The sequence below is a fragment of the Chryseobacterium sp. AC405b genome (assembly GCF_979258685.1).
The window spans coordinates 1744028-1756468 of record NZ_OZ409877.1 but is presented as its reverse complement, the minus strand read 5'-3'; the positions used below and the strand labels follow the sequence as shown (position 1 = coordinate 1756468).

Sequence of the window (12441 nt, the reverse complement as noted above, 5' to 3'; positions counted from 1 at the left end):
CCTCACCATCCACGTTTTTGCCCTATTTACCCTCTTATATTTGCTTTCAGTTCAGATTCTAAAGTCTGTAGATCCTGATCTAGTTTTCTTCTGCTTTCTGTACCCTGTTTTTGAATTTGCTTCACTTCATTCAGAGTATTGATCAGCATGGCAGTGGTTTCTTTCAGTGTTTCAGCTGAAACGATTGTCTGTTCGTTTGCTTTCGCTACATTAATTGAATTCTGACCCAAACGTTCTGCATTTTTTCTCAAAATATCTTCTGTTGTGGCAGATACTTTCTGCTGAACTTCAATATTCTGCTGCTGTCTGTGCATGGCAACAGCAAGCGAAAGCTGATTTTTCCAAACCGGTAAAGTTGTGGTCAAAATTGTTTGCGCTTTTTCAGCAATTGACACGTTGTTATTCTGTACTAATCTGATTTGCGGAAGCGACTGCATCATAATCAGACGCACCACTTTCAAATCTGCCAGTCTTCTGTCTAGTCTGTTGATGAAATCTCTTTTGTCTGCAATTTGATAATCTGCAAAATTCTGAACATTCGTTTCCATGTTTGCCAATTCTGCAGCGGCCTTTTCCATTCTCAGATTTCCGGCAATCACGAGCTCTTCAATCGCTTTGATTGAATTGACATTGCTGTCGAAAATCGTCTGCAGAACTGCATTATCTTTCGTAGAAGTAATGATTCCTGCGTTTACTTTATGAGAAATTTGATCAATATTACTGGTAATCTTGTCGTATTTTGCAAAAAGATTATCAACCTGAGTCATCATTTTTTTCATGAAAGGAAGTCTGCTCAGGAAACCTTTTACCTTACTTCCCTGAATTTCGTCTACGTCTACATAATTTAATTCTATCAACAAATTATTGATGAGCTCTCCTACTTCGCCGGAATTTGACCTTCTTACATTTCCTAAGAAACTATCACTCTGATTCGCTAAAGTTTTCTGCAAATCTGAACCGAAATTGACGATAGAACCAGGATTTGTCTCATCAATTGCATTGGCCATCAATTCATATTTATGACGTTCTGCATCTTCAATCTGACTTAAATTTACGTTTCCGTCTCTATCCATCAGAACGGCAGGAGCCGAACTTTGAGCAGGCTGAGCCGGAGCCATTGGTGTAGGTTCAAATGTTTTTAAAGGTTCGATCGATTGAAGCGGATCTGTATTTTGATTGGGTTGATTATCCATAATTAATTATTGATACATTGATACAAATTTATCTAAACCGTCTCTCTGACCTGCACCTACAGCTTCAAATTTCCATTCACCGTTTCTGTTGTAGATTCTTCCAAATTCTACGGCAGTTTCGATAGAAAAATCTTCGTCTAATTCATATTTTAAGATTTCTTCATTCGTATCTGTATTGAAGATTCTGATGAAAGAATTTCTTACCTGTCCGAAGTTCTGCTTTCTTGCATCAGCATCGTGAATGGTTACTACCACTGTAATTTCTTTTACGGCAGCATCAATTTTTGTTAAATCTATTTTTACTTGCTCATCATCGCCGTCTCCGTCACCTGTTAAGTTATCGCCAGAATGAATCACTGCTTTATCAGGCGATTCCAGATTGTTGTAAAAAATAAAATGGTTATCTGAAACCAGCTTTTTATTGTCATCTAAAAGAAATAGTGATGCATCCAGATCAAATGCTCCACCGGTAGATGTATTGTTGATGTCCCATCCTAAACCGATTGTAAATTTTGGAGCATTTATATTTTCTCTTTGTCCTTTCTGTAAGTTAATAGCCATAATTAAGTTCTGTTTGTGTTAAAGTGTTTATATTGGTTTCGTATTCTTTTATCAAATGATAATTGTTGCTGATTGCCAGCTCAAGAAGATGATCCATCTGCTCTTTTTTTATTTTAGACGTAAGATAATCAAAATTACTTGATTCTAAACCTAAAATGTATTTTACAATCCTTGTGTTAAACTGAAAACTCGGTTTCAGCATTACTTCTGCAACGTCTTGCACATCTTTTACCGTATAATAATTGAAGAAGTTTTCAATTTTCGGATCTATTTCAAAATTTATCAGTTCTGCATAATATAAAAATAGAAAATCTGCATTTACATTGTACTCATTCAATATTTTATTGACTGTAAATTCATGACTTCCCGTAATCTTTATATCATCAATAAATATGCAAAGTTTACCTTTCAGAAAATCTTTATCCAAATAATAAGTATCATTGGCAATCAAATTTTTACGATCTTCAAAACTAAGATTACCGTAATCTGTTGTGTAGGTATGATTTCTGTTGATTTTTGAAATGATGCTGGAACGTTTTCCTCTTTGAAAAAGGTAAAAATCCAGCTGCTTCTTAAAATAAAAGCATAAGAAATTAGAAGCCGTGGGAATCGCCATGTATGGACTTGGCAACACCACAATTTCCTGATCTGTGTTTAAAATTTCCTGGTGACTTGCGAGAAATCCTTCAAATAATTCTTTGGCAAATTTCTCAGCATACAATTTATCACCATACTTAAAATAGCTGTATTCTGCCGGGGAAAAAGTAAATTCTTGGGCAGAGTCTATTTTGTGCAAACTATAGCGTGTATTCATATTAGATTTGGTGTGTTATTAAATGTGCGTTGAATCCGAAATCTTTTGCTCCTTTATAATCTGCAATTGCATTATCACCAATATGCAAAATCTGGTTCATCAGAATTTCCGGCTTCAGATTATTTTTTACTTCCTGAAAAACAAGCGGATTGGGTTTTGAGCAATTGATCTCGTCAGAATAAATGTGAAAATCAATGTACTGATCAAGATTTTCCGCAATCAGAAATTTTCTCATCGTCGTTCCTTTAATAAAACCTGTATTGCTTAAAATATTAATTGTTTTTCCCTGAGTTTTAATTTCCTCAAAAAACTGATGCAGATTTTCGAAAATAACAACGGGTTTATATTCTAAAAACAAGGCTTCACTTTCAAGATAAAATCGGTTTAATTTTTCTTTATCAATTGTTTTTACATCAATATTTAAAGATCCTAAAATCAAAAGATAAATCTCGTAAGTATCAATATTCCTGCCACTGACTTCATTGATGGTATTACATAAATCATCGTAATATTTTACCTTTCCTGTAATTTCTTCTAAAGGTTTGTCAATGGTAAAGAATGAGCCAAAAAGCTCGACCCTTTTCGCTTTAAATTCCGGATGAGATTTTATTAAGGTTAACCACAGATCAAACGAAAAATGAGTGTGGTTTTGGATGTCAATATCTGTTTTCAAAATGTTTTTAAGTTAAATTATTTAGCTTGTATTGAAAAAGATTTTTAAAGTGCGCCATGATTATTTTTTATATCAATTGTGTATGAATTTCAATTCTACCCAAAGATAAAATTTTTCTTTTAATCTGTATTTTTTTTAAGATTATTTAAGAGTTTAACTTTCGCAAAACGTAATGAAAAACTACAAAAATTCCTCTTAGAGAAATCGCTTTTATTATTCAGGACTTATTAATTCATCAATAATATTCTTTTACATTTAATTAGAATACAATTTATTATATTATAGTAAATCATTATGGTAACTGATAACAAAAAAAATCACGAAACTTTTTGTGTATTTTAAAGCTAAAATGATGAAGTTTCTTGTCACCTCCATCATCTGTTAAAAAAAACAAATTTTTCTCAACCAATATCATTTAACTTACTGAATCGTCTAAACAAAACCAATATATTGTTTAATGCTAAATGCAATTGCTTTTATCATCATTTAATTGTCAATATAAATCAATTATTATTAACTTTAATTAAAAATAATTATAACATTTATTAGATAATTTTTTTTAAATTTGACCAGTTGCTTTATTAATTTTAATGAAATATTACCAACAGATTTCTATTTCTGCTCGAGCAAAGTAAGATTTATTATTCATTCCGAAGAGAAAAAAATAAATGAATAAAATATTTTATTAAATTGTATTTAACAACTATACAAAGAACTCCCCTCGCCTTTAAATAGTTAAAAAAATGGTATTCCGGAGAATCTAGAATCAATCAATTTATTACAGATAATTGATGTGTAGAATGAAGATCTAAATGTTAAATATCATTACAAAATAAGAAGTATACCTTTCTTTAGATTTCAAAAAGAAGCCAAAAACACAAATGCTTACCAATGACGGATTAATGAAAAATATTTAAAAATAAATCATTATTTATAAATGTTATACAAAGTAATACATATCGGCCAATCTATTAAAGAGCTTGTGGATCAGAAAGAAATTCCGATCGAAAGAATCTGTAATTTCCTGAATAAAGATGAAGAATTTGTAGAGAGTGTTTATGAAAGTAAATCTATTGACACCGATATTCTCTTAAGATGGGCTAAATTACTGGAATACGATTTTTTTAGGCTTTACAGCTCTCATTTGATTTTGTATGCACCACCATCGGCTGTCAACAAAACCAATACAAAGTCGGAAAAAGCGCCACAGTTTAGAAAAAATATTTATACCCAGGAAATTAAAGATTTCATTCTCAAAAAAATTGGTTCTGGTGAGATGACACAGGCTGATGTGATTAAGGAATATTCCATACCGAAAAGCACACTTCATAGATGGCTTCAGAAAAACCAACCCTAATTGCAAAATATCGTAAAAATGAAACCGAACTACAGTAAAATATACCACGATCTTTTGCTTGCAGAACATCCTGAAAAACTAAAAGATGCAAAAGTAAAAGAGCTTCTCAAGAATCTTAATACCAGTGAAGAGGTGATTAGATTTAACGATAAGATTTTCAAACAATCCAAAGAAAGTTCTGAAAACAATCAGAAACTCAGAACATATGACAAAGCAACGATGCTTAAGATATTGACCTATCAAAAACAACACGGATTCTCCAGCAATTATATTTCAAAAAAATATAAAATCAGCAGAACGACTATAGCAAAATGGAAGAAAATCTGCGAAGATGAAATTCAATAAAACAAAAAGCTGCGACTTTAAACTGCCCCAAATAGTTAGACACTTTTTTTGGGGCAGTTTTATTTTATCCTCATTGAAAATTCCTGCGGAATGATCGACTTTGTGGATCATGTGATCATTTAAAAGAATAACGAAAACCATAGCCCCGATTGAAGCGGCATTCTTTTTTGTTGCGACCGGAGCGAAGCGGAGGTCGTGACAAAAAAGATACAGCGGAAAGCGGGAATAGCTACTGAAAAAAAACTCATGTATTACAAATCGACTATTGACTTTTCACATATTTTCTATCTTTGCACATTCAAAATAAAATTATGAGTATTCACATCAGTGCAAAAAAAGGCGATATAGCAAAAGTGGTGTTACAACCGGGAGATCCGCTTCGCGCAAAATATATAGCAGAAAATTTTCTTGAAAATGCAAAATTGGTAAGTCAGACCAGAGGAATTTTATATTACACAGGTCTTTATAAGGGTAAAGAAATCTCTGTAGGAGCAAGCGGAATGGGCTTCCCGAGTATCGGTATTTATTCTTTTGAATTGTATACAGAGTATGAAGTAGAGACCATCATCAGAATCGGAACTTGTGGAGCTTACACTACAGATTTGAAAATTTTTGATTTATTAAACATTGAAAATGCTGCAAGCGAAAGTACTTACGCAAAATTTGCCTGGGAAATTGATGAAGATATTATTTCTCACCAGGGAAATGTTTTTGAGATCATTAAACAAACTGCGGAAGAATTGGCTTTAAAGACTATATCAACCAATATACACAGCAGTGATATTTTTTACAGAAAAAATCCTGAAGTTCCTGTCATTGCAACGAAATACAATTGCCCGGCAGTGGAAATGGAAGCATTCGGATTATTTGCCAATGCAAAACATCTAGGGAAAAATGCAGCGACCATTCTTACGGTTTCTGATATTATTCCTACTCATGAAAAAATTTCGGCAGACCAAAGAGAAACAGCTTTAAAACCTATGATTGAATTGGCTTTAGAAGCTGCCTGGAAAATGTGTTAAGATAATTTACATATATAAAGAAAGAGTTTTATCGAATTGATAAGACTCTTTTTTATTTTTGATAAATACTCAATATCTTTTTACCTGCATGTATCATCAATCACTAAAAATGTATGAATTAACCAAATATTAAGGTTTCGTGTTGTTTTTAGGGGAAGTTATGAGAGTGAAAAACTGATATACAAGCATACCTTATCATCAATACAACGATAACATGAGTTTAGTTTTCAAATGAAAATTAAAGACTTACATCAGATTATTATCATAAAAAAATCACTATTAATAAAATTTAATCTGTTTTATTATAAAATTATTACATTTAAAAACTTGACATGAGAAATTATTTCCTAAAATGAGATCTTGTGCAATCGATTACAATTTTTAATCATACTACAATTTTTAAATAATATATAATTTTAAAATAATGGCAATTACAACAGGAAACAAAGAGTATTTTAAAGGAATAGATAAAATTCAGTTTGAAGGAAAAGAATCAGACAATCCGTTAGCATTCAAATTTTATGATGAAAATTTGGTCATTCGCGGAAAAACGATGAAAGAATATTTCAAGTTTGCTTCCGCTTACTGGCATACATTCTGCGCAACAGGTGGAGATCCATTTGGTGCAGGAACTCAGCAATTCGACTGGTTAACAGCTTCTGAAGCAAAACAAAGAGCGACAGAAAAAATGGATGCTGCTTTCGAATTTTTCACAAAACTAGGGGTTCCTTACTACTGTTTTCACGATTATGATTTGATTGATGAGGCAGATAATTTCTTAGAATCTACAAAAAGATTAGAATTCATTACCGATTATGCTAAAGAAAAGCAGGCAGCTTCCGGGGTAAAATTACTTTGGGGAACGTCCAACTGTTTCTCAAACCCAAGATTTATGAATGGTGCAGCAACCAATCCTTCATTTGATGTTTTGGCTTACGCAGGCGGACAGGTGAAGAATGCTCTGGATGCAACGATTAAATTAAACGGAGAAAACTATGTATTTTGGGGCGGTCGTGAAGGTTATATGTCTTTATTAAACACCAATATGAAACGTGAGCAGGAACATATGGCGAAGTTTTTACATTTGGCGAAAGATTATGCAAGAGCTCAAGGTTTCAAAGGGACTTTCTTTATCGAGCCGAAACCAATGGAACCTACAAAACACCAGTACGATTTTGATGCGGCAACATGTTTGAATTTTCTTCGTCAGTACGATTTATTAAATGATTTTAAATTAAATCTGGAAGTTAATCACGCTACTTTAGCACAACATACTTTCGAGCACGAACTTCAGGTAGCTGCTGACAACAATGTTTTGGGAAGCATCGATGCAAACAGAGGAGATTACCAGAACGGTTGGGACACAGACCAGTTCCCGGTTGATTTGTACGAAATGACTCAGGCGATGTTGGTTATTATCCAAGCCGGAGGTTTACAAGGTGGAGGCGTTAATTTTGATGCTAAAATCAGAAGAAATTCTACAGATCTTGAAGATATTTTCATCGCACACATCAGCGGAATGGACAATTTTGCAAGATCGTTTATGGCTGCGGATAAAATTTTAGAAAAATCAAAATACTCAGAGATCAGAACCAACAGATACTCATCATTCGACACCGGAAAAGGTAAAGATTTCGAAAACGGAAATTTATCCTTAACCGATCTTGCGACTTACGCTCAAGGGCTTGGTGAAGTGGGCAGAGAAAGCGGAAAACAGGAATATCTTGAGAGCATCATTAACCAGTATTTATAGATTTAACAATTAAAACTCAATCAAACTATGCAAATAATTGATTCTGGTCCAAAATATTCTTCAGGAACAAAGGCAAAGATCAATATGCTGTACGTCACTGTACTCACATTGGTTGCCACTTTGGGAGGACTTTTGTTTGGATACGACACCGCAGTGATTTCCGGAGCCGAAAAATCAATTCAGGAATATCTGATTATTCCTTTGGGATTGAGTTCACTGGCTCACGGAGCGACCATTTCCAGTGCATTGATCGGCTGTATCATCGGTGGTGCAATTTCCGGAATGATTTCCACAAAACTGGGAAGAAAAAAATCATTGATGCTTTCTGCATTTCTGTTCTTCATCAGTGCTTTGGGAGCGGCGTATCCTGAATTTTTATTTTTTAAACACGGTGAACATTCGATGGGTGTTTTGCTGGCATTCAATTTTTATAGGATCATTGGTGGAATCGGTGTAGGACTCGCTTCGGCAGTCTGCCCGATGTACATTGGTGAGATTGCACCTGCCGAAATACGTGGAAAACTGGTTTCTCTGAATCAGTTTGCCATTATTTTCGGGATGCTCGTGGTTTACTTTGTGAACTGGGGCATTGCAAGCGGACAAACCGTAGAATGGATCAACGAAATCGGATGGAGATATATGTTTTTATCATTGACGATTCCTTCTGCTCTGTTCGGAATTTTACTGTTTTTTGTTCCTGAAACACCGCGTTATCTGACGTTTGTGAATAAAGATGCGGAAGCGTTGAAGATTTTAACCAAAATCAATGGTGAAGCCCGCGGAAAAGAAATTTTCTCTGAAATCAAAAGCACCGTTGTTGAACATAAAAGCGAAATTTTTGCCTTTGGGAAAACGGTGATTGTAATTGGAATTTTACTCTCTGTTTTCCAGCAATTTGTAGGAATTAATGTGGCATTATATTATGCTCCCAGAATTTTCGAAAGTATGGGTGTTCACAAAGATTCATCAATGTTACAAACCGTTGTGATGGGAGTGGTGAATGTTGTATTTACTATCATTGCAATTTTCACGGTGGATAAATGGGGAAGAAAACCACTGCTGATCGTAGGTTCAGTAGGGATGGCAATTGGTATGTTTGCGATTGCGATTTTATCGTATTATCAGATTATCGGGATTGCCACTTTAGTATTTATCATCGTTTACACCGCTTCATTTATGATGTCTTGGGGACCGATTTGCTGGGTTTTGATCTCAGAAATTTTCCCTAATAAAATCAGAGGAAGTGCAATTGCCATTGCTGTTGCAGCACAATGGGCAGCCAACTATTTGATTTCTTCAACTTACCCTTTTATGATGGAATTCAGTGGAGCTTTCACGTACGGGTTTTACGGCGTCATGAGTGTTCTATCCCTGTTCTTTGTTTGGAAATGGGTGCCAGAAACTAAAGGAAAATCTTTGGAGGAAATCGAAAAGATTTGGGAAAAATAAAAAATATTAAGTATTAAAATTAGTTCATTAAGGGCATCGAATTTTTCGGTGCTCTTTTTTTTATTCAATAGCTATAATTTGATTAAATTTACGATTCTACTTAAAATAGAGAATAACGCTATTCCATACCATTTATGACAAAGAAAAATGCCACTATTTATGATATTTCACGAAAGCTAAACGTAAGTGTGGCAACGGTTTCACGAGCATTGAATGACAACCCGAGAATTAGTCAGGCAACAAAAGATCTGGTGATTAAAACTGCTAAGGAAATGAATTACAAGCAGAATAATCTTGCCAAAGCATTAAAAAGCGGCGAAACCAAAAATGTAGGAATCATCGTTCCATACATCAATACCAACTTTTTCTCATCAGTAATTCGTGGAATTGAAGAAGAACTTTCTCTTCACGGTTACCATGTGATTATCTGCCAAAGTCATGAAGATGTTTTAACCGAAAAAAAACACATGAATACCTTATTAAATGCTCAGGTAGACGGAATTTTCATGTCTGTTTCCCGAACTACCGTTGATACCGAACATATTCAACATATTTTAAATACCACCAATACTCCCATTATATTTTTTGACAGAAAAAAAGATATTCCGGGGATCAATACGGTGACTGTTGATGATTACCGTGGTGGATATATGGCGACCGAACACCTGATCAATGAAGGTTATAAAAATATCTGTCATTTTTCCGGAGATCAGAATCTTGAGATTTACCAGAACCGTCTGAATGGTTACAAACAGGCTTTGATCGACCATCAGTTTCAGGTAAAAGAAGAAAACATCATCTTCACAGGAAGTTCTATCGATGAAGGAATTGAAGCCATCAAAACTTTATGGGACAGAAAATCTATTCCGGATGCAATATTTTCTGCCAGTGATTTTGCAGCGTTAGGAGCTTGCCAGGAACTAAAAAAGCGAAAGATAAAAATACCACAGGAAGTTGCCGTGATCGGTTTTTCTAACGAACCTTTCACCCAATTCATGGAACTTCCAATGAGTTCGATTGATCAGACTCCTTTGTTAATGGGAAATATGGCCGGACAGGTTTTTATTGATCACGTAAAAGATAATTCTTCCGGAGTTTCTGTTGAGAAGAAAGTAGTTTTGACGCCGAAAATTTGTGTGAGGAAGTCTTCGAAGAGGAAATAGTTTTACCTTAAAACTTTTTAAATACCCTTTAAACCACCCCGTCTTTTTCCTTTCGGAAAAATCCACCCCTCCAAGGAAGGAGAATTATAGTCTGCATCAGAAAAACAAGACTTTAATTGAAATTAGAAAATGTAAGACAATTTTCAACAAAAATCTACCCATGAAAAATTCCCCTCCCATGGAGGGGTGGCGAAAATTCGAAAGAATTTTTGACGGGGTGGTTTGTTTTCGCAGGATTGTAGAATTTTTTTTTGCTGGTGCGGGATGATCGCACCTGTGTGGGTAATCATTTTAATTCGTTATTTAAATGATAACTACTCAACTTTCACTCTTCATTCTTCCAGGCGAAGCGACTCGCTTTCTGCGTTCAGGCGCTTTAAAATAACCGTACGTAAATGCGTTTCGTTGTTGTCGCCCCAAATTCCCAACTGCAAAATTACCGGAATAACGCTTTTACCTAATTCCGTAAGACTGTATTCTACTTTGGGTGGCACTACAGGATAAATTTTCTTGGTAATCAATTCATGCTCCTCCAGTTCTTTTAACTGAATATTCAAAACTCGTCTTGTGGCATCAGGGATTTTGCGCTGCAATTCACTCGGTCTTTGATGTCCCTGATCTATAAACCAGAGCAGACGTATTTTCCACTTGCCGTAAAACACTTCGCCGATCAGATCAAGACCGCAATTTAGGTTCGGAATTATTTTTCTCTCATACATACTGCAAAATTAAACCTATGTTCCGATTTGCACAATAGGGGAATAATTTATCCCTATCTGAATCGTAATTCCGTACTTGTATAAACTGCTTTTATACCCCAATTTTGTCCTATAAAAAAATTATAAAAATGGAACAATTTAATTTCAACAATGAGTTATCAGGCAAAATTGCTTTGGTAACAGGAGGTACAAAAGGAGCCGGAAAAGCTATTGCAGAAAGACTATTGCAAGCCGGTGCAACAGTAATCATTTCCGCAAGAAATGCACCGGAAGAAGAAAACAGCAGGCTGCATTTCATAGCTGCTGATTTGAGTACTTCGGAAGGAACACAGAAAGTAATCAGCGAAATAATGTCTGCGTATGGCCGACTGGATATTCTGATCAACAATCTTGGGTCTTCAACAACACCTGCCGGTGGCTTTAACGCATTATCTGATGAAGACTGGGAATCTACGTTCAATGCTAATTTATTTGCTCCGGTACGATTGGACAGAGGATTTTTGCCCCAAATGATTGAGCGAAAAAGTGGTGTTATTATCCACATTGCTTCCATTCAGGGCAAGCTTCCTTTATACGATTCTACTCTGCCTTACGCCGCTTCAAAAGCAGCATTGAGAAATTACAGTAAAAGTCTGTCGAATGAAGTAACTCCAAAAGGTGTTCGTGTTCTGGCAGTTTCACCAGGATGGATCAATACCTCAGCGTCTGAAGCATGGTTGGGCGAGATTGCAAGAAACGCAAACAGCACTGTAAAAGAGGCGCAGCAGGGCGTGATGGATGCATTGGGCGGAATTCCTTTTGGCAGACCTGCCGAACCGAGAGAGATCGCTGAATTTGTTGGTTTTCTTGTATCTCCAAGAGCCAGCTATTTAACAGGAACCGAATACGTCATCGACGGTGGTACCGTACCTACTATTTAATCATTTTAAAATACAATACAATGAAATCGAAGATTCACGAACACAATAAAAACAACATTAACCCAATGAGTAAATTACCAAACATCATCTCAGAATTAGTAAAGACCCAAAATGAATTTGACAGTGCTGCTTATGCAGATTGTTTCGCCGAAAATGCTCAGGTATTTGATGAAGGCAAAACACATAACGGAAAGGCAGAAATTGAAAAGTGGATCGACAAATCCAACAAGGACTATAAAGCCACCATGGAGCCTGTAGATTATGATGAAAAAGAAGATATATTATCGGCCAAAATTTCAGGATTATTTCCGGGCAGTCCATTAACTTTGAAATTTCATTTTAAAATTGATGACGGAAAAATTCAGTCCTTAAAAGTGACAGAGTAAAAATTCTGTATGAAACCCAATGTTTAATACGCAGGGCTGAAGTGAAATTTCAGCCCTTTTTTTCTTTAATCTTATTGAAACATTTA

General features: G+C 35.1%; 13 protein-coding genes. 8 read left to right on the top strand and 5 right to left on the bottom strand.

Going from position 1 to position 12441, the window contains the following annotated elements:
- Positions 1–26: 26 nt before the first annotated feature.
- The 4 genes from ACZZZA_RS08505 to ACZZZA_RS08490 are packed head-to-tail and all read right to left on the bottom strand — an operon-like array spanning position 27 to position 3241.
- Entirely contained in the window at positions 27–1193 is a 1167-nt protein-coding gene (locus tag ACZZZA_RS08505) for a toxic anion resistance protein (RefSeq protein ID WP_463430914.1), read from the bottom strand.
- A gap of 6 nt (positions 1194–1199) precedes the next feature.
- Positions 1200–1754 (bottom strand): TerD family protein, encoded by a 555-nt coding sequence (locus ACZZZA_RS08500; RefSeq protein WP_463430912.1) that lies wholly within the window; start codon positions 1752–1754, stop codon positions 1200–1202.
- Positions 1744–2568, bottom strand: a complete 825-nt coding sequence (locus ACZZZA_RS08495; RefSeq protein WP_463430910.1) for a phosphoribosyltransferase family protein — start codon at positions 2566–2568, stop codon at positions 1744–1746. Before ACZZZA_RS08495 ends, ACZZZA_RS08500 begins: the two co-directional genes overlap by 11 nt.
- Before the next feature lies 1 nt (position 2569).
- Complete coding sequence (locus ACZZZA_RS08490; protein ID WP_463430908.1) at positions 2570–3241, bottom strand: HAD family hydrolase; 672 nt, start codon at positions 3239–3241, stop codon at positions 2570–2572.
- A 937-nt stretch (positions 3242–4178) separates the two neighbouring features.
- On the opposite strand from ACZZZA_RS08490, the gene ACZZZA_RS08485 reads away from it, so the two are divergent.
- The 6 genes from ACZZZA_RS08485 (at position 4179) to ACZZZA_RS08460 (ending at position 10330) form a co-directional block, all read left to right on the top strand.
- On the top strand, positions 4179–4598 hold the full coding sequence (locus ACZZZA_RS08485; protein WP_463430907.1) for a transposase: 420 nt from the start codon (positions 4179–4181) through the stop codon (positions 4596–4598).
- 18 nt (positions 4599–4616) lie between these two features.
- The gene (locus tag ACZZZA_RS08480) at positions 4617–4943 is read left to right on the top strand and encodes a helix-turn-helix domain-containing protein (protein ID WP_463430905.1); all 327 of its coding nucleotides are present in this window, start codon (positions 4617–4619) and stop codon (positions 4941–4943) included.
- Positions 4944–5254: 311 nt separating this feature from the next.
- A complete protein-coding gene (deoD, locus tag ACZZZA_RS08475) occupies positions 5255–5965 on the top strand; it encodes a purine-nucleoside phosphorylase (RefSeq protein WP_463430903.1) in 711 nt (236 codons plus the stop codon).
- 424 nt (positions 5966–6389) lie between these two features.
- Positions 6390–7718, top strand: a complete 1329-nt coding sequence (xylA, locus tag ACZZZA_RS08470) for a xylose isomerase (protein WP_463430901.1) — start codon at positions 6390–6392, stop codon at positions 7716–7718.
- 27 nt (positions 7719–7745) lie between these two features.
- Entirely contained in the window at positions 7746–9167 is a 1422-nt protein-coding gene (xylE, locus tag ACZZZA_RS08465; RefSeq protein ID WP_463430899.1) for a D-xylose transporter XylE, read from the top strand.
- Between the two features lie 134 nt (positions 9168–9301).
- Positions 9302–10330, top strand: coding sequence for a LacI family DNA-binding transcriptional regulator (locus ACZZZA_RS08460; RefSeq protein WP_463430897.1), 1029 nt, complete (start codon positions 9302–9304; stop codon positions 10328–10330).
- A 332-nt stretch (positions 10331–10662) separates the two neighbouring features.
- On the opposite strand, the gene ACZZZA_RS08455 is transcribed toward ACZZZA_RS08460, so the two are convergent.
- Positions 10663–11049, bottom strand: coding sequence for a winged helix-turn-helix transcriptional regulator (locus tag ACZZZA_RS08455; RefSeq protein WP_463430895.1), 387 nt, complete (start codon positions 11047–11049; stop codon positions 10663–10665).
- 128 nt (positions 11050–11177) lie between these two features.
- Here ACZZZA_RS08455 and ACZZZA_RS08450 point away from each other — a divergent pair, with 128 nt between their 5' ends.
- Together ACZZZA_RS08450 and ACZZZA_RS08445 are read left to right on the top strand one after the other, a co-directional pair.
- Complete coding sequence (locus tag ACZZZA_RS08450; RefSeq protein ID WP_463430893.1) at positions 11178–11969, top strand: SDR family oxidoreductase; 792 nt, start codon at positions 11178–11180, stop codon at positions 11967–11969.
- Between the two features lie 20 nt (positions 11970–11989).
- Positions 11990–12355, top strand: a complete 366-nt coding sequence (locus tag ACZZZA_RS08445) for a nuclear transport factor 2 family protein (protein ID WP_463430891.1) — start codon at positions 11990–11992, stop codon at positions 12353–12355.
- Positions 12356–12441: the final 86 nt, after the last annotated feature.

What these genes read in the sequence shown, in the direction of transcription:
- ACZZZA_RS08455 (WP_463430895.1), bottom strand. Translation starts at nt 11,049, where the DNA reads ATGTATGAGAGAAAAATAATTCCGAACCTAAATTGCGGTCTTGATCTG.
- deoD (WP_463430903.1), top strand. Translation starts at nt 5,255, where the DNA reads ATGAGTATTCACATCAGTGCAAAAAAAGGCGATATAGCAAAAGTGGTG.
- ACZZZA_RS08500 (WP_463430912.1), bottom strand. Translation starts at nt 1,754, where the DNA reads ATGGCTATTAACTTACAGAAAGGACAAAGAGAAAATATAAATGCTCCA.
- ACZZZA_RS08445 (WP_463430891.1), top strand. Translation starts at nt 11,990, where the DNA reads ATGAAATCGAAGATTCACGAACACAATAAAAACAACATTAACCCAATG.
- ACZZZA_RS08460 (WP_463430897.1), top strand. Translation starts at nt 9,302, where the DNA reads ATGACAAAGAAAAATGCCACTATTTATGATATTTCACGAAAGCTAAAC.
- ACZZZA_RS08480 (WP_463430905.1), top strand. Translation starts at nt 4,617, where the DNA reads ATGAAACCGAACTACAGTAAAATATACCACGATCTTTTGCTTGCAGAA.
- ACZZZA_RS08485 (WP_463430907.1), top strand. Translation starts at nt 4,179, where the DNA reads ATGTTATACAAAGTAATACATATCGGCCAATCTATTAAAGAGCTTGTG.
- xylE (WP_463430899.1), top strand. Translation starts at nt 7,746, where the DNA reads ATGCAAATAATTGATTCTGGTCCAAAATATTCTTCAGGAACAAAGGCA.
- xylA (WP_463430901.1), top strand. Translation starts at nt 6,390, where the DNA reads ATGGCAATTACAACAGGAAACAAAGAGTATTTTAAAGGAATAGATAAA.
- ACZZZA_RS08505 (WP_463430914.1), bottom strand. Translation starts at nt 1,193, where the DNA reads ATGGATAATCAACCCAATCAAAATACAGATCCGCTTCAATCGATCGAA.
- ACZZZA_RS08495 (WP_463430910.1), bottom strand. Translation starts at nt 2,568, where the DNA reads ATGAATACACGCTATAGTTTGCACAAAATAGACTCTGCCCAAGAATTT.
- ACZZZA_RS08450 (WP_463430893.1), top strand. Translation starts at nt 11,178, where the DNA reads ATGGAACAATTTAATTTCAACAATGAGTTATCAGGCAAAATTGCTTTG.